The sequence below is a fragment of the Nocardia sp. NPDC101769 genome (assembly GCF_044766925.1).
Classification (GTDB): Bacteria; Actinomycetota; Actinomycetes; order Mycobacteriales; family Mycobacteriaceae; genus Nocardia.
The window spans coordinates 474,065-496,692 of sequence record NZ_JBIWMX010000003.1; the positions used below are offsets into that span (position 1 = coordinate 474,065).

The 22,628-nt window shown below is 66.4% G+C and carries 21 protein-coding genes; 11 read left to right on the top strand and 10 right to left on the bottom strand.

All coding sequences use genetic code 11. The annotated features are described in order from the left end of the window. Positions 1 to 7: 7 nt before the first annotated feature. From ACIRRA_RS07950 to ACIRRA_RS07960, 3 genes are all read right to left on the bottom strand, one after another. On the bottom strand, positions 8 to 937 hold the full coding sequence (locus ACIRRA_RS07950; RefSeq protein ID WP_402764868.1) for a carbohydrate ABC transporter permease: 930 nt from the start codon (positions 935 to 937) through the stop codon (positions 8 to 10). A 349-nt stretch (positions 938 to 1,286) separates the two neighbouring features. Then, positions 1,287 to 2,192, bottom strand: a complete 906-nt coding sequence (locus ACIRRA_RS07955; protein ID WP_402764583.1) for an Ig-like domain-containing protein — start codon at positions 2,190 to 2,192, stop codon at positions 1,287 to 1,289. 293 nt (positions 2,193 to 2,485) lie between these two features. Continuing rightward, complete coding sequence (locus ACIRRA_RS07960) at positions 2,486 to 3,784, bottom strand: cytochrome P450 (protein ID WP_402764586.1); 1,299 nt, start codon at positions 3,782 to 3,784, stop codon at positions 2,486 to 2,488. A gap of 110 nt (positions 3,785 to 3,894) precedes the next feature. Between ACIRRA_RS07960 and ACIRRA_RS07965 the strand changes: the two genes are divergently transcribed. Beyond that, positions 3,895 to 4,527: a hypothetical protein gene (locus tag ACIRRA_RS07965; protein ID WP_402764589.1), complete on the top strand. Its 633-nt coding sequence runs from the start codon at positions 3,895 to 3,897 to the stop codon at positions 4,525 to 4,527. Between the two features lie 52 nt (positions 4,528 to 4,579). On the opposite strand, the gene ACIRRA_RS07970 is transcribed toward ACIRRA_RS07965, so the two are convergent. Beyond that, entirely contained in the window at positions 4,580 to 5,245 is a 666-nt protein-coding gene (locus ACIRRA_RS07970; protein WP_402764591.1) for a serine protease, read from the bottom strand. Between the two features lie 499 nt (positions 5,246 to 5,744). On the opposite strand from ACIRRA_RS07970, the gene ACIRRA_RS07975 reads away from it, so the two are divergent. The 9 genes from ACIRRA_RS07975 to ACIRRA_RS08015 all read left to right on the top strand — a co-directional run bounded on the left by ACIRRA_RS07975 (position 5,745) and on the right by ACIRRA_RS08015 (position 15,388). Next, positions 5,745 to 6,563: an MlaE family ABC transporter permease gene (locus tag ACIRRA_RS07975; protein ID WP_402764594.1), complete on the top strand. Its 819-nt coding sequence runs from the start codon at positions 5,745 to 5,747 to the stop codon at positions 6,561 to 6,563. A gap of 3 nt (positions 6,564 to 6,566) precedes the next feature. Beyond that, the gene (locus ACIRRA_RS07980; protein ID WP_402764597.1) at positions 6,567 to 7,430 is read left to right on the top strand and encodes an ABC transporter permease; all 864 of its coding nucleotides are present in this window, start codon (positions 6,567 to 6,569) and stop codon (positions 7,428 to 7,430) included. Between the two features lie 12 nt (positions 7,431 to 7,442). Next, positions 7,443 to 8,918, top strand: coding sequence for an MlaD family protein (locus ACIRRA_RS07985; protein WP_402764600.1), 1,476 nt, complete (start codon positions 7,443 to 7,445; stop codon positions 8,916 to 8,918). After that, positions 8,915 to 9,958, top strand: a complete 1,044-nt coding sequence (locus ACIRRA_RS07990; RefSeq protein WP_356996090.1) for an MCE family protein — start codon at positions 8,915 to 8,917, stop codon at positions 9,956 to 9,958. The genes ACIRRA_RS07985 and ACIRRA_RS07990 overlap by 4 nt, the downstream gene beginning before the upstream one ends. Then, complete coding sequence (locus ACIRRA_RS07995; RefSeq protein ID WP_402764603.1) at positions 9,955 to 10,953, top strand: MCE family protein; 999 nt, start codon at positions 9,955 to 9,957, stop codon at positions 10,951 to 10,953. The genes ACIRRA_RS07990 and ACIRRA_RS07995 overlap by 4 nt, the downstream gene beginning before the upstream one ends. Further along, positions 10,950 to 12,092 (top strand): MCE family protein, encoded by a 1,143-nt coding sequence (locus ACIRRA_RS08000; protein ID WP_402764605.1) that lies wholly within the window; start codon positions 10,950 to 10,952, stop codon positions 12,090 to 12,092. Before ACIRRA_RS07995 ends, ACIRRA_RS08000 begins: the two co-directional genes overlap by 4 nt. Continuing rightward, a complete protein-coding gene (locus ACIRRA_RS08005; protein ID WP_402764607.1) occupies positions 12,089 to 13,204 on the top strand; it encodes an MCE family protein in 1,116 nt (371 codons plus the stop codon). Before ACIRRA_RS08000 ends, ACIRRA_RS08005 begins: the two co-directional genes overlap by 4 nt. Continuing rightward, a complete protein-coding gene (locus ACIRRA_RS08010; protein WP_402764610.1) occupies positions 13,201 to 14,373 on the top strand; it encodes an MlaD family protein in 1,173 nt (390 codons plus the stop codon). Before ACIRRA_RS08005 ends, ACIRRA_RS08010 begins: the two co-directional genes overlap by 4 nt. Before the next feature lie 91 nt (positions 14,374 to 14,464). Next, positions 14,465 to 15,388: a hypothetical protein gene (locus tag ACIRRA_RS08015; RefSeq protein WP_402764611.1), complete on the top strand. Its 924-nt coding sequence runs from the start codon at positions 14,465 to 14,467 to the stop codon at positions 15,386 to 15,388. Positions 15,389 to 15,486: 98 nt separating this feature from the next. Here ACIRRA_RS08015 and ACIRRA_RS08020 read toward each other — a convergent pair whose 3' ends face one another. The 6 genes from ACIRRA_RS08020 to ACIRRA_RS08045 all read right to left on the bottom strand — a co-directional run bounded on the left by ACIRRA_RS08020 (position 15,487) and on the right by ACIRRA_RS08045 (position 21,341). Next, positions 15,487 to 16,158, bottom strand: coding sequence for a ribonuclease H (locus ACIRRA_RS08020; RefSeq protein WP_402764613.1), 672 nt, complete (start codon positions 16,156 to 16,158; stop codon positions 15,487 to 15,489). Positions 16,159 to 16,168: 10 nt separating this feature from the next. Then, complete coding sequence (locus ACIRRA_RS08025; protein WP_402764616.1) at positions 16,169 to 16,669, bottom strand: SRPBCC family protein; 501 nt, start codon at positions 16,667 to 16,669, stop codon at positions 16,169 to 16,171. 50 nt (positions 16,670 to 16,719) lie between these two features. Further along, entirely contained in the window at positions 16,720 to 17,913 is a 1,194-nt protein-coding gene (lhgO, locus tag ACIRRA_RS08030; RefSeq protein WP_402764617.1) for an L-2-hydroxyglutarate oxidase, read from the bottom strand. 10 nt (positions 17,914 to 17,923) lie between these two features. Further along, positions 17,924 to 18,676 (bottom strand): hypothetical protein, encoded by a 753-nt coding sequence (locus ACIRRA_RS08035; protein WP_402764619.1) that lies wholly within the window; start codon positions 18,674 to 18,676, stop codon positions 17,924 to 17,926. A 430-nt stretch (positions 18,677 to 19,106) separates the two neighbouring features. Then, on the bottom strand, positions 19,107 to 19,898 hold the full coding sequence (locus ACIRRA_RS08040) for a TIGR03084 family metal-binding protein (protein ID WP_402764621.1): 792 nt from the start codon (positions 19,896 to 19,898) through the stop codon (positions 19,107 to 19,109). Between the two features lie 87 nt (positions 19,899 to 19,985). Next, positions 19,986 to 21,341, bottom strand: coding sequence for a hypothetical protein (locus ACIRRA_RS08045; RefSeq protein WP_402764624.1), 1,356 nt, complete (start codon positions 21,339 to 21,341; stop codon positions 19,986 to 19,988). Between the two features lie 205 nt (positions 21,342 to 21,546). Between ACIRRA_RS08045 and ACIRRA_RS08050 the strand changes: the two genes are divergently transcribed. Continuing rightward, positions 21,547 to 22,620 carry a metallophosphoesterase gene (locus tag ACIRRA_RS08050; protein ID WP_402764626.1) on the top strand — a complete coding sequence of 358 codons (1,074 nt, stop codon included), beginning with the start codon at positions 21,547 to 21,549 and terminating at the stop codon, positions 22,618 to 22,620. The last annotated feature ends 8 nt before the right edge of the window (positions 22,621 to 22,628 follow it).

Below are 22,628 nucleotides of genomic sequence, written 5' to 3' on the forward strand. Positions count from 1 at the left end.
ATCCGGTTCACTTCTCGTCCCCTCGGTCCATCATGCGCACCTGCACCACGGTCACGATCAGCAGCACCAGGAACATGATGGTGGCGACCGCCGCCCCGTATCCGGCGCGCTGGTTGACCCAGGACTCGCGATAGACCTGATAGATCATGGTGGTGGTGCCGGTGCCGATCGGCCCGCCGCGGGTCATCACATTGATCAGGTCGAAGACCTGAAGCGAGTTGAGCAGCACCGTGATCGACAGGAAATAGGTGGTGGGTCGCAACTGCGGCAGCAACACCCGCGTGAAGGTGATCCAGCGGCTCGCGCCGTCGATCTCGGCGGCCTCCATGAGATCGGCCCGAACCCCCTGCAGCGCAGCCAGATAGATGACGAAGCTGTAGCCCAGGTTCTTCCAGATGTAGGTCACCGTGATCATGAACAGCGCCCAGTGCGGGTTCTGCGCGAAGTCGGGTGACTGAATCCCGAGCCGGTGCAACAGATCCGGGACGAGCCCGAAGCCCGGGTCGAAGATGAACTGGAAGCCCACGCCGATGGCCGCGCCGGAGATGACGTAGGGCGCGAAGATGGCGGACCGGACCACATTGCGCCCGACCAGTTTGCGGTCCAGCAGCAGGGCGAGCGCCAGGCCCAGCACCATGCTGCCGAGCACGGCGGCGACGGTGAAGATCACCGTATTGCCGACGATCTGCCAGGAGTCGTCGCGGCGGAACCACTCGGTGTAGTTGTCGAAGCCGACCCAGTTCAGTCCGGTCGCGGAGATGTTCCAGTCCGTGAAGGACAGGCGGATGTTGTCGATCAGCGGCCGATAGACGAACAACCCCAGCAGAATCAGGTTCGGCGCGACCAGAACCACGAATAGCGCATAGTCCTGCCAGGGTCTGCTTCGCCACCCGCGCCCCGGGGGTGTCGGGAGTACTCGTTCGGGCCAAGATCGCACCCGCGCAGCCTCGCGGCCAGGGACAAATGTTTGGTTAATTCCGGATGGTAACTCGCTGAACTGTCGGCCGACGCCCGCCACCGACTGTTCACCGGTCTCACCCCCGAGTGGCGCGGACATGGGCCGAATCGTACGGCTTGACCCGCCTCTCCGCGCCTTTTACGCACGGTTGAGAGCCGTTCACCGACATGCACGCGTGCCAGCGGTTGGGGAGCGACCCGATTTTGGCCGTGCCCGGCGAGTTACCCGGACGCTCACGAAATCAGTTGTCGCGTCAGGAGCTTCCCGCTCTTGTCCCGTGAAACGACGAACGCCCCGCCGGTGCGGGGCGTTCGTGATCGAACAGTCGTCAGTTCCAGTCGCCCCAGCCGTCGCTGGTGGAGAAGGTGCCGCCGTTGGTGTTCTTGACGATCACCGGGTCACCCTTCTTCACGTTCTCCTGGAACCACTTGGCGTCCTCGGTGGAGACGTTCAGGCAGCCGTGCGAGGTGTCCGAAACGCCCTGCTGCGCAACGCTCCACGGGGCGGCGTGCACGAAGATGCCGCTGTTGGACATGCGGGTGGCGTATTCGACCTCGAGCTTGTAGCCCTGCGGATCGGTTACCGGCACACCGTAGGTGGAGGAATCCATGATCATCTTGCGGTTCTTCTCGCTGATGATGTAGGTGCCGTTCGGGGTCTCGTGGCCCTGCTTGCCCATGGAGGTCGGCATGGTCTTCACGACCTCGCCGTTGTGGGTCACGGTGATCTCGTGGGTGGTGTCATCGGCGGTGGTGATGAACTCGTCGCCGATCTCGTAGGCGACGTCGGTTCCGCCCGCCTGGACGGTCACCTTGGAGCCGGCCGGCCAGAAGTCCTCGGGCCGCCAGCGCACCTGCTTGTCGCCCATCCAGTAGAAGTGGCCGCTCACCTTGTTGGTGGAGGTGATGCGAATCGACTTCTCGGCGGCCGCGTGATCGCCGACCGGGTCCTTGAAGTTGATGATGATCGGCATGGCCACGCCGACCACATCGCCGTCACCGGGGCTGATGTTGGGGGCCGCGAAGTTGGCGGGCGGAATCGGTGACTTGGCGTTCGGGTCGGTGGGTAGCGAGCCCGGCTCGGGCTGCGGCATGACCGCGGACGGCACGCCTGGTACGTCCGGCCCGCCCGGCCATAGCGGAGTCGCTGAGGCGGGTGCTGCCACCACTGCTCCGGTCGCCGCAATGGCGGCGAGGGCGATCAGTCCCGTTGTCCGATACCGGGTATGGCGCACAGCTCGGTCCTCTCAGATCCTCGTTCACACGCAGATTGCGGGCACACTTCACCCGCGCAGGTCCCAACCCCGCGTTCATTACTACAGCGATCCGTCCGGCAAGCCAATTGGCTTCTGCCAGTTATGCATACCGACTAATCGGTGTGCGGTGAGTCACAGGGCTGCGGGTTGGTTACTCGACAGGCGCGAATGCGCCGATGGCCTCGGCGATTCCCCGAAAGTGACACCGGCGCGGCCGCATTCGGTGTGCTCATTTCCCGAAACCTGCTTGTGATCGAAATCACCGGGGTGCTTCAGTATCCGACGACATCGAACATGATGGCGCCGCGCGGCCCGACCGTGATGGTGTGCGGCACCGACATCGGCGCGGGCCCACGCGCGAACCGCGGCGACAACCGAAGCCGCACATCGGTCAATACAGTAGCCAGCACAATGCGAAGTTCGTAATCGGCCAGCGCCGCACCGACGCAACGCCGGTGCCCGCCACCGAACGGGGCGTACTCGAACGGGCTGTAGCGGCGCTCCAGAAACCGCTCGGGCCGGAACCGCCGCGGCTGCGGCCACACCGCGGAATCGGTGTGCAGCAGATGCACCGAGATCCCCATGGTGTCCCCCGCCGACAACGGCACCCCGCGCAGCGTGAAATCACCGGTGAGCCTGCGCAATACGATCGGCACCGGCGGATACAACCGCAGCGTCTCCTGGCAGACCGCGTCCAGGTAGGGCAGCGCCATCAGCTCGGCCGGGCCGGGATCGCTTCCGGCGGAGGCCAATTCGGCGCGCAACCGGGCCAGCGCGTCCGGTTCGCGATGCAGCCGGTACAGCGCCCACACCAGCGCGGTCGCCGTGGTCTCGTGCCCCGCCACCAGCAGGGTGCGCAATTGCTCGCGCAGGTCGGTGTCGGTGATGGCGCTGCCGTCCTCGTAGCGGGTGTCCAGCATGAGCGCCAGCAGATCCGCCCCGCTGCCCCCGTCCGCGCGCCGCCGCGCCACCTCGGCGTCGATGAGTTTGTCGAGCCGATCCCGCGCCGTGCTGAACCGCTCCCAGCCGGACAGCCCGAACAGATTGCGCCGCAATGCCGGAACCATGAACAGCGTGCTGCCGAAGGACTCCAGGAATTCCTTTGTGACGGTGGTGTATTCGGCCCGCCGCGCCGCATCGTCGATGCCGAACACCGCCGCCAGGATCACCCGCAGCGTCAGTGCCCGCGCCGCCGCCCGGGCATCGATCCGGGTGCCGGGCCGCCACGGGTCCCCGGTGCGCTCCCCGCTCAGCTCGGCCCGGGCCGCTTCGCGAATGGTGTTGCCGTAGGCGCTGATTCGATTGCGGTGCAGCGCCGGCGCGAGCAACGCCCGCTCGCGCCGGTGCCGGCCGTCCCGGGCCAGGATGAGCGAGGCCGCGCCCACCATGGGCTCGATGGGATTGGGCAGCGGCGGTTCCAGCAGGTCCACCGGAGCCCGGAACAAGTCGCGCGCGCCCTCGGGAGTGCCGGTGAAGAGCACCGGTCCCAGGGCCGGCATCCGCACCCGGAAGGGGTCACCGTCGCGTCCGCGCCGCCAGGAGAGATAGCGCTCCAGGATGTCGGTGCTCATGGCTTCCTATACGAAATGCCGGGCCGCCTCGGTTCGATCTTCCTGGTGCCCGTGGTGTATGCATGGGCACAGAACTCAAATCTGTTTGTTTCGAAATATAGGACTCGCCAGTGTTGCGTCAGCAGCTTTCCGCCCGGATCGCCCTGCCCGCGATCTCCGCCGCCGCCCTGCTGCTCGCCGGCTGCGGGACCACCGTTTCCGGCCATCCCCAGGCCGCCCCCGGCGACATCGTGCTCCCCACCAAGGCCCCCGGCGCCACCCCGGGCAAACCCTCCGGCAAGCCCGGTTCGGGTGCGCCCACCACCACACCGCGCGCCGACCGCGGCGGCAACACCGACTTCCAGGCCGCGATCGGCGACTGCGTGAAGCTCGGTGGCACCACCGACAACGCCAGCATCGAGAAGGCGAGCTGCGGCAGCCAGGACTCCAACTACAAGGTGACCGGCAAGGCCCCGCGCAATGCCCAGTGCGGCAAGGATTCCGACCAGGTCTACTACGAAACCCTCAATGGCATGGAGACCGGCGCCCTCTGCCTGACCATCGACTGGGTGGTCGGCGACTGCATGGACGTCGGCAACGACGCGGCCCACCGCATCCCCTGCACCGCCACCACGGCCACCGAGGGTGTGAAGGTGGTGTCGATCGTGCAGAACAGCAGCAGCGTCGACGACTGCCCCGACGGCGACCAGGGTTACGTCTACGACGAACGCAATTTCGTCGTCTGCGTGAACACCCTCAAATAGCAACCGGGGCGGTGATTCCCGAATCACCGCCCCGGTCGGCATTGCTCGTGGATCAGATCACCGTGTAGCCGGAGCCGACGCTGCCCCGGCCGTTGAGGTCGGCCATGATCGAGCTCATGTTCGTGCCGACCTCGGGGCCGAAGCAGGCCACCGCCAGGTAGGCGTTCACCATGCCGACGAGGGTGGTCCCGACGACGACCGGCGCGCCGGAATCGCCCTCCACCACGCACATCTGACTCCAGGTCTCGACGTTGGTATCGAAGACGTCGCCCCAGGAGATGCCGCAGGTATTGCCGGTGGTGCGGCCCTCCTTGCAGACGATCATGGGGAATCCGGGCGGGCCGCCGATCCCGGTGATGGTGACATTGCCGATGCGGTTGACCGGGATGACGCGGTCCGGATCGAACTGGATGACGGCGTAGTCGAGATCGTGGTTGGAGTAGACGAACTGACCGATCTGTCCCGCGCCGCGATCCTTTTCGGCCCAGACCCGAGACCCGGCGTCGCCGCAGTGCCCGGCGGTCAGGCCGACCAGCCGTCCGGCGCCGTCGTGACCGACGGTGGTCACGGTGCACTCGTACTGATCATCGATGATGATCCCGGAGCCGCCACCGATGACGGCGGGCGCGGCATCGGCGTGAGCGGCTCCGATTCCGAAGAGCGCGGTGCTCAGGGCGATGGCGAATGCGCCGGTCGCCCCGGCGAGTTTCTTGATCATGTCCCTCCAGACGTCGGAAGCCGCACGAATCTCAACCTGCGGTTACTCATCCTGTCAGTATTCGAGCCCGGTTGCCTGTTGTACTGCCACATGTTGCCTAGCCGTGTCCTCCCGGGGTTCGCGGCCGATACCTAGTTGGATGTGGATTACGGAACAATACGCAAAAGCTATTGAATTCCGATAAATTTGTTCCTACAAATTGTTACCCGGTGGATGTCCGCAAACGCCGGTGGATAGTTGAAAACTAGAACAAGTTCTAGATCTCTGCCAGGTTTTTTGCCCCGTAAACCGACCCTGATGTGGCTGTTCACAGCAATACATCGAAAGTGATCCGTCTCTATGAGCGGAACCACAATCGGTGGTGTGTTTTTCCTAACTCCGTAGTAGGGTGCGTCCAGCAACAGTCGCTGGAGACGGGTAACTCCGGCGTCGAGAGGGGTAGCCAGTGCAGTTGACCAAGAGCCCGGGGGGCCAGGGGAGCCCACCGTCACCATCACGGATGAATGTGGCCGCGGATTGGGTCAAGGCATACTGGCAGGATCATCCGAAACGGTCGCTGGAAACCGGTGGCCGGATGATGTCGATGGGTGTCGCCGCGGTCGCCGAGCTTTTCATCGCGATCTTCCGTCGCCGCTTCCCCTACCGTGAGTTCATCCGGCAGTGCGCGTTCATGGCGAATGTCGCCGCGGCGCCCACCCTGCTGGTCGCCATTCCGATTGCCGTCATCGTCTCGATTCAGGTCGGATCGGTGGCCGGGCAGGTCGGGGCAACGTCCTTCATCGGCGCGGCCAACGGCCTGGGCATCATTCAGCAGGGCGCGCCGCTGGTCACAGCGCTCATGATCTCCGGCGCCGTCGGTTCCGCCATCTGTGCCGACCTCGGCTCCCGCACCATCCGCGAGGAGATCGACGCCATGAAGGTCATGGGCGTCGATCCCATGCAGCGCCTGGTCGCTCCGCGTCTCGGCGCGGCCATGCTGGTTTCGGTATTGCTGTGCGGTTTCGTGGTTTTCGTCGGCTTCCTGACCGGCTACATGTTCAACATCTTCGTCCAGAACGGCACCCCGGGCTCCTACATCAGTACGTTCTCGTCGTTCGCGATCACGGCGGATCTGGCTGTGGCCCTGCTGAAGTCGCTCATCTACGGCCTGTTCGCGGCCGTCATCGCCTGTGACTCGGGGCTCAACGCCAAAGGCGGTCCCGGTGGCGTGGCGAATGCGGTGAACACCGCCGTGGTCATGTCCGCGGTCATGCTCTTCGGCGTCAACCTGATGATGACGCAGCTGTACAACACCCTTTTCCCCCCGCAGGTGGTCTGAGTCGTGTCAGCTACGTACGTGCCGCCGCTGCTGCGGCCGTTCCAACGGATCAAGGGCGCGGCCAACTCGCCGCGTGACTGGCTGGCGCGCATCGGCCACCAGGTGTTCTTCTTCCTGCGCTCGGTCGGCTCCATGCCGCTCGCGTTCAAGCATTACCCCAAAGAGGTGTGGCGGCTGCTGTCCGACGTCACCTGGGGCAACGGCAATCTCGTCGTCGGTGGCGGCACCATCGGCGTGGTGCTGATCCTGTCGGCGTTCGGCGGTATGACCGTCGCCATCCAGGGCTACACCTCGCTGAACCTGCTCGGCCTGAGCCCGCTCACCGGCGCCATCTCGGCCTTCGCCACCACGCGTGAGCTCGGGCCCATGCTGGCCACCGTCGCCTTCGCGGCGCAGGCGGGCTGCCGGTTCACCGCGCAGCTGGGTGCCATGCGCATCTCCGAGGAGATCGACGCGCTGGAATCGGTTGCCATCCGGCCACTTCCGTATCTGGTCAGCACCCGCATGATCGCGGCCATGATCGCCATCGTGCCGCTGTACTGCCTGGCGCTGCCGCTGGCCTACATCTCCTGCTCGCTGACCGTATCCCTGGTGGGCGGCACCGCGACGGGCACCTTCCAGCACTACTTCTATCAGTTCCTGGTGCCGCACGACGTGCTGTACTCACTGCTGAAGGCGATTCTCTTCGTCGCGATCACCACGTTCATCCAGTGCTACTACGGGTTTTTCGCCTCCGGCGGCCCGGAGGGCGTGGGTGTGGCGGCCGGTCGCGCGATCAAGCTGTGCATCATCGCGGTCGTCTTCGCCGACCTGTTCATGACGTTGGCAATCTGGGGCGTGAACCCCGGCATCCGGATCTCGGGATAGGGGGCGCACACAATGATCATCGATCCGAGCGGGCGCGGACCGACGATGCGGCAGCTGCTCATCGCCGGTGTCTGCGGCCTCACCGTCATCGCGGTCGTGCTGGGCTTCCTGTTCGCCCGGTACCGCGGATACTTCGTCGAAAAGGTCAATGTCACAGCGAATCTGACCACCACCGGTGACGGCCTGCCGGCCGATGCCGACGTGAAGTTCCGCGGCGTGCTGGTCGGCGCCGTCAAGGACGTGTCGGTCGCGGCCAAGGGGACGAAGCAGGAGGTGCACATCGAGATGAAGCCGGAGTACGCCGGCGGCGTCCCGGCCAATGTCACCGCGCGCGTGGTGCCCTCCAACCTGTTCGCCGTCACCTCGGTCGAACTCGTCTACAACGGACCGGATTCCACGCATCTGAAGGAGGGTTCGCAGATCGCGGAGGACACCTCCAAGGGCACCATCGCCCTGCAGGACACCCTCACCACGGTCCGCAATATCCTGAGCAAGATCGATCCGGTGCAGCTGGGCCGCGTGCTGGGCACGCTGTCCTACGCGCTGGACGGCAGCGGCCGCATGCCCGGCTCCACCATCGAGCGTGTCGACCGCTGGCTCGAGGGCGTGCGCGGGGCGGTGCCGGATGTCGGCGGCTTCCTCGACGACTTCTCCTCCTCCTTCCACGCACTCAACCAGTCCGCGCCGGACCTGATGGGCGTGCTACAGGATTCGGTCAAGACCGCGCAGACCATCTCCGACCGCCGGGCCGAGCTCACTGCGCTCATCTCCGGCAGCGAGAACACCGTCGACAAGGTGAACGGGCTTTTCGCCCGCAACCCCAATGTCGGTAAGGATCTGACCACGGGGACCAGCGCCATGTTCGGCGCGCTGTCGGACAACCCGGACGCCATTCCGCAGGCCATCGCGAACCTGAACGATTCGGTGCGCAAGCTGGGTTCGACGTTCCACTGGGGTCCGCAGAACCAGATGATCTGGAACATGGGCCTCACCTTCACCCCCTACAAGCCCTACACCCGCGACGACTGCCCGCGCTACGGCGACCTGGCCGCCCCGAGCTGTGGCACCGCGCCGCTCACCTCGGATCCGGGCACGCTGCCGGAAGCCATGCGCCCCAGGGCAATCGACGCCGCCAAGGACCTGCCGGTCACCCCGCCGCCGCCGGGCTTCCCGCTGATCCCGGGACTCACCACCACCGGCACACCCACCGACACGCCGAGCGACGGCGCTGCGAAGCCGGGCAGCGACCCGCTCGCGGGCACGCCGCTGCAGGGGCTGTTCCCGAACCTGGCGCCGGCCGCTCCGGCTCCGGCCGCCCCGGCGAGCCAGCCGGGTTCGGTGCCCACCGGTGGGGACATCGCGCTGGCCGGTGACGACGCCATCACCGCCCTGCTGGGCCGGCGTCCGACCGCGGCCGAGTACCTGCTGTTGAGCCCGATCCTGAAGGGTGCGACCTTGCAACTGAGCCAGAGCGAGGCCGGCCGATGAGCGTTCGTAAGCCGCTGATCGGTTTCGGCATCTTCGCGATCGTGTCCATCCTGGTGACCGCGGTCATCTGGAATACGCTCGCGCGCACCGTGAAAGGCGATACCAACACCTACACCGCGACCTTCAGCGATGTCCTGGGCCTGCGTGCGGGCGATGACGTCCGGATGGCCGGTGTGCGGGTCGGCAAGGTGGAGAAGATCGAGCTGGACAAGAAGAACCAGGCCGTGGTGACCTTCATCGTGCAGCGCGATCAGACGCTGTACGGGGACACCAAGGCGCTGGTCCGGTACCAGAACCTGATCGGGCAGCGGTATGTCGCACTGAACCCGCCCGCCGCCGGCAAGCCGCACACCGGTGACCATGTCGTACTGAAGAACAACGGTGGTATCCCGCTCGAGCGGACCGAGCCGTCGTTCGATATCTCGGCGCTGCTCAACGGTTTCCAGCCGCTGTTCCAGGTGCTGCAGCCCGAGCAGGTGAACAACCTGTCCAACACCTTCATCCAGGCGCTGCAGGGTGACAATGTGTCGCTGAGCGCGTTCATCACCCAGGCCGCGTCGGTGGCCTCGGACTTCGAACGCCGCGACGGCATCCTCTCCGACGTGATCACCAATCTGTCCGGCGTGATGTCGGGGCTGGCCAAGCGGGGTGACGAGCTGGAGACGCTGGTCACCCAGACCCGCGCCCTGATCGGCGGCCTCTACGCGCAGGGCCAGTCGCTGCAGGCGTCGACGGTCCAGATCGCCGATGCCACAACGGCTCTGGTGGGGATGTTCGGTTCCATCCAGCCCAAGCTGGTGCTGGCGCAGAACGCCACCCACGACGCGCTGGCACTGCTGCTGGCCAATGGCGCCAAGCTCGACCAGGCGGCGGTGGACCTGCCCGGCATCCTCTCCGACGTCGGCAAGTTCACCCAGAACGGCGCCTACGCCAATGCCTATCTGTGCAGCCTGGACGTCTCGCTGTACGGCATCCTCTTCCCGCGCGGTCTGTTCTCGCAGATCGGCGGCAACTCCCACTCGGCGGTGTGCCGGCCATGATCGCAAAGCTCGGGAAGCGCTTCAGTACCAATCGCAATTTCTGGCTCGGCGTGCTCGGCGTGGCGGTCATCGTCGCGCTGCTGCTGGGCTCCAGCCTCTACAAGACGGTGGGTGTCGGCACACAGAGCATCAAGGCCGAGTTCGTGCAGACCGCCGGCGTCAAGGTCGGTGACAAGGTGGATGTCTCCGGTGTCCCCGTCGGCACTATCTCGGGCGCCGAGCTCGAGGGTGATCACGTGCTGCTGACCCTGAATGTCGACAAGGACGTGAAGCTGGGCCCGGATGCCAAGGCGTCGATCAAGATGGCGACCCTGCTGGGTGCGCGCTACGTCGACCTGGTGCCCGGCGACGGCTCCGGGCTGAAGGGCAACCGGATTCCCAAGTCCAACACGGTGGTTCCCTACAACCTGGCCGACGTGGTGCAGGAGGGCACGCCCAAGTTCGAGGAACTCGACACCAAGAAGCTGGCGGATTCGCTGAATCTGATCAACCAGCAGATGGGCGACACCCCGCAGATGACGGTGCAGGCGCTCGACGCCATCGGCGCGCTGGCCAAGACCATGAACAACCGCAAGGATCAGGTCGACCAGTTGCTCAAGGATCTGGACAAGGTCACCAAGATCCTCGGCGACAACCGCAACAGCGTGCTGCTGGTGATCACGCAGGGTCAGGCCATCGCCGACCGGGTGATGCAGCGGCAGGGTCTGCTCAAGAGCCTGCTGGACAATATCGCCACGCTCACCGGGCAGTTGCAGAAGATCGGCGCGGACAACAACAACCAGTTCGGTCCGACCCTGCAGCAGCTCAACACCATGGCCGACGGTCTGCAGAAGAACAAGGAGAATCTGGATCGGCTGCTGTCGATCATGCCGCCGGCCATCCGGCAGTTCAACAATGCCTTCGGCAACGGCAACTACGGTGAGGTCGCGCTGCCGTGGCTGTTCCCGGACAACTGGTTGTGCTTCGCGCAGGTGAACGAGGGGTGCCACCAATGACATCGAGCTTCAAGGCAGAGACATCGACCGGCGCGGAACAGAAGCGGCGTCTGCTCGGCCGAATCGCCAAGGCGGCCATGATCGGCGCTGCGGCGTGGGCCGTGGGCTCCTGCTCCATCGTGCCGCTCGGAGTGAAGGACGCCGCGGGGCAGACCCAGCACTTCACCGCGGACTTCCTCAATATCGCGGGCATGTTCGAGGGCAACCCGATCACCGTGCTGGGGCTCGAGGTGGGTCGGGTCGACAAGATCATTCCGAAGGGTCAGTACGTCGAGGTCCACATGACCGTGGACAAGGGCGTCAAGATCCCGAAGAACGTTCAGGCGGCACTGGTTTCGCCGTCCATCGTGACCGACCGGCACATCGAGCTCACCCCGCGCTACACCGGCGGTGACACCCTGGCCGACGGCTCGCACCTGACCACCCAGCAGACCAAGACCCCGGTCGAGCTGGACACCATGATCAAGACCATCGACAGCTTCGCCGCCGCGCTCGAGCCCCAGGAGGGGCAGGACGGGATCGGCCCGCTGTCGGGTCGCGTGCTGTACCCGATGATGAACGGCAACGGCGAGAAGATGCGCGATGTGCTCAACGCGCTCTCCGGCGCGCTGAAGACCGGCGTCGACAACAAGGACGCCATCTCCACCATCATCATCAAGCTCAACGAGCTGACCACCATGCTGGCCGACAACGACGATTCGGTGCGCGGATTCAGCAACAAGATCACCCAGATGACCGGTCTGCTGGCCGATCAGGCGCCCGGTCTGCAGGGCACCCTGGATCAGCTGAATGCGTTCCTGGCCAACACCAGTGGCGCGTTCTCGCAGTACTCCGACCAGCTCAACGGCACCCTCACCGGGCTCACCAATGTCACCAACCAGCTGCGCGCCAATGCGGCCGGCCTGACCGAGGTGGTCGACGTGACCCCGCTGCTCATGCAGAACCTGGACCGCTCGGTCAACCGTCAGGGCAACTTCATCCGCCTGCACGGCCTGATCGGCGCCGGGCTCTCCGGTGAGATCGTGAGCCTGTTCTGCGAGCGCATCCAGATGAGATCGGATGGCTGCCGCACCGGGAAAATGGAGGACTTCGGACCCGACTTCGGTCTGATGGCGGCGATGCTGGGGATGACCAAATGAGCAATCGCTTCTGGAAGGATCTGCGCGCGGGCCGATCGGCCCGGCGGGCGGTCGTCGCCATCGCGGTCTCCGCGACCGCCGTCGTCGCCTCCGGCTGCGGCATCACGGTGGAGAGCCTGCCGCTACCCAAACCCGGTCCGGGCGACAAGATCTACACCATTCACGCGACCTTCGACAATGCGCTGAATCTGCCCGACCAGGCGAAGGTCAAGGTCGGTGGCTCCGACGTCGGCGTGGTCACCAAGATCACGACCAAGGACTTCAAGGCCAATGTGGACCTGGCCATCCGGCAGGACATCGAGCTGCCGGCCGGCAGCACCGCGGAACTGCGCCAGGCCACCCCGCTCGGCGACGTCTTCGTGGCGGTGTCCATCCCCAAGGCCGAGCCCGGCATGCAGCTGCTGAAGAACGGTGACCGGCTCACCAACACCTCGGCCGGCGCGACCGTCGAAGAACTGCTGATGTCGGTCTCGTTGCTGTTCAACGGCGGTGGCATCGCCAATCTGTCCAAGCTGACCTCCGAGCTGGACTCCATCGTCGGCGGGCGCGGCGAACAGCTGGGCCACGTGCTCACGCAGCTCACCAGCGTGATGACCAGCCTCAATACCAACAGCTCGCGCATCGACAATGTGCTGGCCGGCTTCAGCGCGCTGGCCAATACCATCGAGGCAAACCACCAGCAGCTGGGCCAGGTCGCCGACAGCCTGCCCGGCATGATCGGCGCCATCGCCGAGAACAACCAGGCCCTCGGTGATCTGCTCACCAAGATCTCGACAACCAGTGCGGCACTGGGCGATTACGCCAACACCACCTCCGACTCGCTCGGCAGCCTGCTCGACAATGTGAACCAGCTGATGAGCGCGTTGTCGCGGACCGATCAGTCCCTCGGCCCCGCCCTGGACGCCCTGCACGACATCCGGCCCAAGGCCGACGCCTCGTTCAAGGGCGACACCCTGGCGGTGGCCGCCACGCTCTCCATGCTCGACATCGGCCTGCTCACCGATCCGGCCAACAGCAAGTTCCCGGACCTCAAGGACCTCAACGACTTCGGGGGCAGCCTGATCCAGGTGCTGCAGATCATCTACGGCCGGATCAACGGGGGACACCGATGAGTTGGGTATCGCGACACAAGAACCTGGTGTCCAATTCCGCGCTGGTGCTGATCCTGCTGGTGGGCGCGTCCTACCTGCTGATCAGCGTGATGCGGGTGAATCCGCTGCGCGAAACCTACACGGTGACGGTCAATCTGGACCGATCCGGCGGGCTGCAGAGCGGCAATGACGTGACCCTGCGCGGCTACCGCGTCGGCAAGGTCCTCGACATCAAGCTCATCGACAACGGCGCGGGCATCGCGGCCACCGCCGAGATCGACGCGAAGTACTCGATCCCGGCCGACACCCAGGTGTCGGTGGGCGCGCTGTCGGCCGCGGGCGAGCAGTACATCGACTTCCGCCCGAATACCGATCAGGGTCCGTTCCTGCGCAGCGGTTCGGTGATCCAGTTCGATGCCGGCAAGGTCAAGACCCCCACCCCCGTGTGGTCGGTGCTCGACAATGCCAGCGCGCTCATCGCCCAGGTGGATCCGGACAAGTTCAGCGTCATCCTGAGCGAGCTCGACACCGCCCTCTCCGGTGGCCCGGACCAGCTGCGTTCGCTCATCGACGGCATCAGCCTGGCCACCAACGGCCTGGACAACCTGCTCCCCCAGACCACCAACCTGATCAAGAACCTCCAGGTCATTTCCGGTACCACGTCGCTGGCGCAGCCGGATCTGGGTACGCTGACCCGTAATTCGAGTGTGTTGTTCAATCAGTTCAACGACGCGAATGCCGAACTCCAGAAGATCCTGGATCAGGCGCCCGGCCAGATGCAGGCCCTCGGCGCGGTGCTGGACAAGACCGCCGACCCGATGACCAGCCTGGCCACCAACTTCGCGGCCATCACCAAGGCCGCGCAGCTGCGCACCCCGGCGCTGCGGGCACTGTTCCCGTCGCTGGTGGTCGGCACCTCCGCCATGGGCGTGCCGGCGCACGACGGCGAGTTCTACACCATCGCCGACATCTGGCCGAGGTCCTTCTGCGACTACGTCACCAAGAAGGTGAACCCCGCCGTAGCGACCGAGAACACCTTCCCGAAATGGGCGAGCTACTGCCAGAACCCACCCCAGGACCAGCAGATCCGCGGCTCGGGCAACGCACCGCGACCGGACGTGCCCAACAATGGCGCGCTCCCGCCCGCGGGTTCGGATCCGAACGAGCGGACCCTGCCGCCGGTCAAGTGAGTGCCGCCCGCCGCTCTCAGGAGCAGCGGGCATACTCGCTGACGAAACCTAGACGGTGCGTCCGCAGCGCACCGGGAAAGTGATCGAATAGATGTCGGACGACGCTGCCCAGGACAAGAAAACCGAAGACGATTCCATCGCCGAGGCCGATGCCCAGAGCAGCGCCGAACAGGCCGCCGAGAAGCCGGAGCTGACGAAGGACGCCGAAGCGGCCCAGCCCGAGCCGGAATCGAAGCCTGAGCCGGAATCGAAGCCTGAGCCGGAATCGAAGGCCGAGCCGGAAGCGAAGACTGCCGAGCCCGAAGCGGATTCGGCCGCGAAGCCGGAACCGGCGGCCGCCGACGCGCCGAAGGCGAAGTCCGAGTCCGCGCTGGTCTCCAAGGTCGCGGTGCCGATGGTCGCGCTCATCGCGCTCGGCGTGCTGCTGGTCGCCTCGCTCGCGGGTCTGAGCGCGTTCTGGTGGCAATCGCACACCAAGAGCGATGAACTCGCCGACCGCGACTCCGCCGCCAAGGCCGCCTGCGAATTCGCACGCGCGGTCTCGGTCTACGACCAGTCCTCCTGGAACGATTTCGCCCCGCGCGTGCAGGCGCTCATCACCGGTGAGTTCAAGCAGATGTTCGACCCGATGGCCGGCGACGTGAAGGACATCCTGTCCAACGCACACGCCAAGTCCTCGCTGAACGTGTTGCGCTGTGGCTGGGAGTCCGGCGATGCCAACAAGGCCTCGGTCCTGGTGAGCCTGACCCAGACCTCCACCAACGACTTCCACGCCAAGCCGATCGTGCTCACCATCCCGACCTATGTCGAGCTGGAGAAGCACGACGGCAAGTGGCTGGTGTCGAAGTTCCAGCCGGTCTACGCCGGTGACGAGAACCCGCTGTTCCCGGGCGGGACCGGCGGTGGTGACCAGCAGGGCGTCCAGCCCTCCGGTCAGCCGGCTCCCTCGGGTCAGCCCGCCCCGTCCGGCCAGCCCGCGCCCGCCACCACCGCGGCGCCCAAGCCGGGTAGCTGATCGGGATATCCCGAGCACGAAAAAGGGTCCGCCTCCGGTACTTCCGGAGGCGGACCCTTTTCATGTCGTCGCAGGTCAAAGGGTTCGCGAGGGGTCGCTCAGAACAGCGTGAGTGCCTCGGCGGCAGACGCTTTGGCGGCCGCCGCCCGGCGGCGCGGGGTCGCGGCCGCGGAATGCGCGGTGGCGCCGACCTTCTCGGCCTGTTCTGTCTCGGCTCGTTCCAACCCGGTGGGTGCGGTCCCCGGGAGGGGCTCGGTCTTGGGTTCCACGATCGGGATCGGCGCGGTGGGCGGATCGAAGGGCACCGGTTCGTCGCCGTCGGGATCAATGGCGACACCGGTGGCGGCCACCTTCCGCGCGGCCTGGCCGGCCAGCGTGTCCGCCTGCTCGTTGAAGTAGTTGCCGACGTGCCCGCGTACCCAGCGGAACCGGACCGGACCGGGCCGGGTGGCGATGGCGCGGTCGATCTGCTGGATCAGCTCGAGATTCTTGACCGCGCCGCCGGTGGAGGTCTTCCACCCATTGGTGCGCCAGCCGTGGATCCACTCGGAGGCGCATTTGATGGCATAGAGCGAATCGCTCTCGATGAGCAGGGGTTCGGCGTCCGGATGCGCCCGGATGGCCTCGAGAAGTGCGCGTAGCTCCGCGATCTGATTGGTGCCCGAGGGCGCACCGCCGCTGGCCGAGCCGCCCGCATGATTGACCCAGGCCCAGCCGATCGCGCCGCCCGGGTTGCGCAGGCATGATCCGTCGGTGCTCACGATGATCATGCGGCCTACCCTACGCGATCCGGCCGACAAGATCCGTGCCGTGGAATTCCTCTATCTCCCTGCGCAATTGCGATTCGGTCCGGTGGACCGTGGCCTGCACCATCGCGGCCAGCATCTTCGACAGCAACTTGCCGGTGAGCCCGCGTGGCACCCAGTACTCGGTTTCCGAGGTCAGTACCGCGCGGCCGTACCCGAGGGGGTCGAAACGCAGGGTGATGACACAGAAGTTGGAGCACGCCGACGCCGGCTTCCCCTTCCGGCGTCGGCGGAGTGTGTATTCGATGACCGCGTTGCGGCGGTAGTCGGTGATCTCACACTCGATCGTGGGATGCCACAGGCCGACCCGGAGGGTTGCGGCGAAGACGGCTCCGGCACCATGATCGGAATCCCCGATCGGTTCGAATGCGACCACGCCGAAGGCCCAGTCCGGCACGAACTGATGGTTGTCCGTGTATGTGAACGCGACTTCCACCGGTGCGCCGACATCACTGGCGTACTTGAAATGGCCCATAGGCTGCTCCCTGTCCCACGGCTGCCTTAAAAGTACTACAGCAATCCTATTTATTGAGCGAACTTGTCCAATCGGTCCGTTATGTACTCGGCGATGGGCAGGGCGGAGGTGGCCGCCGGGGAGGGAGCATTGAGCACGTGAACCGAGCGCGGCGTGTGCTCGAGCAGGAAATCGTGGGCCAGCGCGCCGTCGCGCAGCACCGCCTGGGCGCGGATGCCCGCCTCCCGTGGCAACAGATCGGCGACGGTTAGCTCGGGGCAGTAGCGACGGCATTCGGCCAGGTAGCCGCGCTTGAACAGGGAGTTGCGCATTTCCCGCAGCCCGGTCCGGACGTTGGCGGCGGCCACCCGGTGAAAACCGCGGTAGCCCAGGATCTCCCGGGCGTCGCGGAGGTTCACGCTGCCCTTGCGGTAGCCCTCGCGGGCCAGGCCCAGCACCGCATTGGGCCCGACGGTCAGCGCGCCGTCGATGGTCGGGCTCAGATGCACGCCCAGGAACGGCAGTTCGGGATCGGGGATCGGATAGATCAGGGTGTTCACCAGATCGTTGCGCTCGGGCGGCAGCTGGTAGTACTCGCCGCGGAAGGGCACGATGCGCAGATCGATGTCCAGACCCGCCAGCTGGGCCATGCGGTCCGCCTGCAGGCCCGCGCACACCACCAGCCGCCGGGCCTGCCAGCTGCCGGCCGGGCCGGAAACGGTTACCGCTGAGTCGGTTTCGGTGATGGCGGTGACCTCCGCGCCGAGCACGATCTCACCACCGGCCGTGCGCACCTCCTGCGCCAGCGCCCGGGTCACCCGGCCGTAGTCGATGATGCCGGTGCTCGCCACGAACAGCGCTCCGGTCCCGGTGACGCGCGGCTCTCGCCGCACCAGCTCGGCGGCGTCGAGCAACTCCACCTCGACGCCATTGGCGACGGACCGCTCGTGGAGCGCGAGCATCCGCGCGTGCTCGGCGGCATCGGTGGCCACCAGCAGTTTTCCGCACACCCGGAACGGAATATCGTGCGCCGCGGCGAATTCCTTGGTGAGCTGCGCGCCGCGCACGCACAGCCGCGCCTTCAGGCTGCCCGGCTCGTAGTAGATGCCCGAGTGGATGACCCCGCTGTTGTGCCCGGTCTGGTGCAGGCCCAGCTGCCCGGCCTTCTCCAGCAGCAGCAGGCTCGCCCCCGGATGGCGTTCGAGCATGCGGTGCGCGGTGGCCACCCCGACGATGCCGCCGCCGATCACGCAGTAGTCGTACACACCGGAAGTCTCACACAGCGACGACGGCCGAGTCTTCCCCTGCCGTGCGGCCGTCCGTCTCGTGCGCGTGTGCGTCGGTCGCGTCGTGCGCGGGAGTGTCGGTCGTGGCGGCCGGGACCGGATGTCGCGCGATCTGCAGGCCATAGTTGCCGATCGCGGGGTCCGACAGGGTCAGTGTCACGTCGCCGCGGCTGTCCACATCGGTCCGTAGCCGGGTGGTGGCGCTCGGATCGCCGTTGAGGCCCAACTGGTGCCCCAGCGGAGTGTTCAGCAGGACATCGGCGAACGTGGCGAAGACATTGGTGTCGACGGTGAGCGTCGCCGTGTGCTGGGCCGCGGCCACCTGCGCGCCCACGTAGGCCGTGCCGAGCCGGAACTGACCGCCCAGCGGGCGGGGCACCTCGGACGCGGTGGCGGCGCCGGTGCCCGGGGTGCGGGCCGGAATCACCTGCACGAACGCGGGTTCCATGTCCCGGTTGGTGAAAAGCGAAGTCAGGGTGACCTTCTCGGCGATCGGCTCGGCCGGCTGGACGCCCGGCCGATCGGCTGCGCCCGGGCCGAGCTCGATGAGCGCCGGATGGTTGCCCGGCGCGCCCGTGGCGAGCCTGCCCGGCTGCTGGGCCATTTCATTGGCGATGTAGGAACCGGCGGCGACGGTCAGCCCGATGCTGGCCATGCTGGCGGTGACAATGGCGCTGTAGCGGAACACCTGGGCCGTACGCCGGGTCGACCGGGCGGCCTGTGTCGCGAGTTCATGCGACATGACTGGTGCGTTCCTTTCCCTCTCCCCTGGCCCCCTGCGCCCGTCAGCCCCCTTGCGCATGGACGGTGCGACGACCCGCACCATTGAAAGTCGTACGCGCGTCCAGGTTACGGTGGCGCCAGGTAACACACGCCCCGGGTGAGACCAGGATCACACCGTGGAAAGGTTGGGCATCAACAGGTTTTCCCCGCTGAAAGACTGGGTAAAAACCCGGTAGCGGCGAGCGCCAACTCGACTGCCATCGAAGAGACCTCCGGCCAATGGCGTCCGGTCGGCACCAGGCACGGCGCACCCAGGCTGGCGCTCGCTCGCTCCTCCTCGGGGAGCAGTGGTGATCCCAAGGGCCGGACCCTTGGAAACCCGTTCCGCCGAGAACGAAGCCCCTGTGGGAATTGGGGATTTCTGGTCGGAGGCCGGGATAGGCGGCGGGTCAGTCGAACTGACCCGCCGTTCGGCCGCTTCCGGGGGGCCCGGCGAAAGCCTGTGCCAGGCCCAGCCATTCGCGGGCGTCGGCGCCCACCACGTCCAGGCCGAGATCGTCGAGATGCCGCCGCTGGGTGACCAGCTGGCAGAAGTCCAAGGCGGGACCGCTGATCCGCTGCGCGGCCTCGGCCGGGCCCCAGGTCCAGGCGCTGCCGTCGGGTGCGCTCAGTTCGATCCGGAACTCCTCGCCGGGCGCGGTCCTGCCGTGCGTCAGGTATGCGAAGTTACGGGTCCGTACGCCGATGTGCGCGATATGCCGCAGGCGCGCTGTGGGTTCACGGGTGACGCCGAGTGTGTCGGCCACATCGTGCCCGTGCGCCCAGGTCTCCATCAGGCGGGCGGTGACCATGGAGGCCGGGCTCATGGGCGGCCCGAACCACGGCAGCTTGGTGCCCGCCGGAACCGTGCGCAGCGCCTCGACCAGGGCCGCGCGATCCTGCCGCCAGGTCGCGAGCAGTTGTGGCGCAGGGGTTTTCGCGCCCTCCTCGGCGGCCTCGTCGACGAAGGTGAGCGCCTTGGGCAGCGCCGCCTGCACCAGTTTGTCGAACTCGACCGGGTCGGTCGCGGACACCGTGGCGACCTGATCGGTCCAGTTCAGGTGGGCGATCTGATGGGCGATGGTCCAGCCGGCGGCGGGGGTGTCGCGCTGCCAGCCGGCCGGATCGAGGTCCGCGATCAGCCGATCGAGGTCGGCGCATTCGGCGGTGAAGTCGGCGAGCAATGCCTCGAGGTCGGCCACCGGGCCAGCATCGCAGCCCCGCCGGAAAAATGCAAGCATGCGTGCTTGATTTCTGGCGGCCCTCGTTCCCGCCTGAAAAAAAGCCGTCTACCAGCCGAAAAGGATCAGATGGACGGCCCCGACCATCAGGCCCAGCACCGCGCCGTGCAGGTATAGCAGCCACGCGTCCTGCTCGACCGAGGCGTAGAACATCTCCATGAACTCACCGGGCGTGAGCTGCTGCAGCTTGCGGGCCGCGAACTCGTCGATCTTCTTGGCCTGGGCGGCCGCGAATTCCGGATCGTCGGCCAGGCTCGGGGCCAGCCCCACCGCAGCGGAGGTCGCGCCGACCGTCAGGTTGTCGAACTGCCGTCTGCCGAAGACCGTCCGCACCACCGAGTGGGTGGGCCCGAGCTGGCGGTGGATCTCCTGGGAGATGAGCCGCTCCAGCAGCTGCCGGGTCTTGTCGCCGTTCGGGCCGTCGAGCAGTTCGCGAGCCAGATTGGGCAGCGTCAGCACCTGGTAGGCCAGGATATTCGCGAGATCGGCCGCGGCCTCGGGCTGCCGCTTGGCCAGCAGCGCCTGCTTCCACAGGTACCTGTAGCGCGGCTGCGGGTCGCCCGGCTCGAACACCATCTTGATGGCGACGACATTGACGGTGACACCGATGGCCGCGGCCGCGGCCAGGATGATCAGCCACGGCGGAATCCAGCCCAGCACCGGAATGCTCTGGTGCACATGCATGTACAGCGCCAGCAGCAGACCGAAGGGCGCGCCCAGCAGGCCGATGCGCACCATGAACTTCAGTTCCGGCGCGGCGATGGTGGTGGTCAGGTCCTTGAGGATCTCCGGGTTGTCCCGCAGATACCGGATGACGAAGTCCTTGATGTCGATGAGCTGGTCGACATTGTCGCCGAGCTGCTCGAAGGCGCGCCGGGCCAGCGTCGGCAGTTCGCGTTCGATGCGCTGGTAGAGCACATTGCGCACCGACTTGGGCACCGCGCCCCACAGGTCCGGGTTCTCCTTGCTCATGATCTCGTCGACCATGGCCGGCACCTGTTTGCGGCCCACCTCGGCGATGTAGTCGGCAATGCCCTCGAGGTCGAGTTCGCGAATGAAGTCCTTGGGACTGCCGATTCGCATGATGGCAACGTCCACGCAGATGCTGGCCATCTTCTCGGCGCGCGCCGGGATGAAACCCTGGAAGCCGAGCCGCTTTCCGTCGCCGGAGAAGGTGGGCAGCACCTGCACACGGCGCGGGAGGTAGGGGTAGAGGATCTCCAGGCCGGGCACCCGGAAGCCCTGGAAGTAGACCGGCCAGAACAACATCAGCACGCCGGTCCAGTTGGTGAGCCAGCCGGCGATGGCGCTGAAGATCGGGAAGCTGATCAGATCGACGACGAGTTTGGGCTGGCCGGTCAGCTGTTCCCAGTCGAGGAACAGACCCGAGGCCAGTGTCGTCATAGCAGCGTCCCCCTGTGGCCTAGCCGATGGTGAGAAAACGGACTCCCAACACTCTCATCGGTCCGAGGCGCTGTCAAAAGGTCCTGGCCTGGAAGAACGCGTCGTGTCGCGGGGGTGTTGGCAAGGTCATGCCGACGTAGTCTGCGGCGGGTTCCGGAAGTGGGGATACTGGTCAATTGACCAGCATATACAGGCAGGAGATAGCATGTCGCTCGACCGTCGTGGGTTTTTCACCGGCACGGCCGCCACTGCCGCCGGGGTTGCCGCGCTCGCGGCCACCGGTGCGCCGGCCCGCGCCGAGAATGCCCCGGCCACCGGCAAATTCCCGCTTCCCGACGCCGACCGCCTGCGCATTCTCGTCACCGGCGATGCGGGCACCGGCGCGCGGCCGCAGTGGCAGGTCGCCGACGCCATGCGGGAACTGCACGCGCGCGAGCCGTTCTCCTTCGCCCTCGGCCTCGGCGACAATGTCTACGAGCAGGGCCCGTGGTCCGACGACGACGCCCAGTTCGCCGCCAAGTTCGAGGACCCCAACCACGACCTCGACTTCCCGTGGCTCATGGTGCAGGGCAATCACGACAACTCCTCGATCCTGCCCGGCGACGGCGGCTGGCTGCTGCGCGGCGACCACGAGGTCGCCTATCACGCGCGCTCGGCCCGCTGGTTCATGCCGTCCCGCTATTACTCGGTGCGGATTCCGCAGGAGCAGCCCGTCGTCGAATTCTTCGTCCTGGACCTCAATCCCATCGCCGCCTACCTGCCGCCGCTCTTCCAGCCCTACTGGGCGGCCGACGGCCAGTTCATGAGCGAGCAGGCCGCCTGGCTGGACCGGGCCATCGACGAGTCGCCGGCGCAGTGGAAGATCGCCTGCACCCACCACCCGTACCTCAACAACGGACCGCACGGGAACGCAGGGGAATACGAGGGATTGAGCATCGAGCCGATCGACGGCCGCTATGTGAAGGACTTCTTCGAGGCGCACGTGCTGGGCCGGTGCCAGTTCCTGCTGTCGGGCCACGACCACTCGCTGCAGGTCCTGGAACCCAACGCGGCTTCCAAGGGCACCCGGCAGATCATCTCCGGTGCGGCCGCGAAATCGGTGCACAGCGAACCGTCCACCGGCGGCAAACACACTGCCAACGGTGCGCTGTACGAGAACTACACCGACCTCGGCTTCATGGTCCTGGACCTGACCCCCACGTCCGCCGACCTGGGGGTCTACACGGTCGATCTCTCGAACAGCCAGTCCACCAACGTCTTCCAGCGTCGGCTCGCGTAATCCGCGAA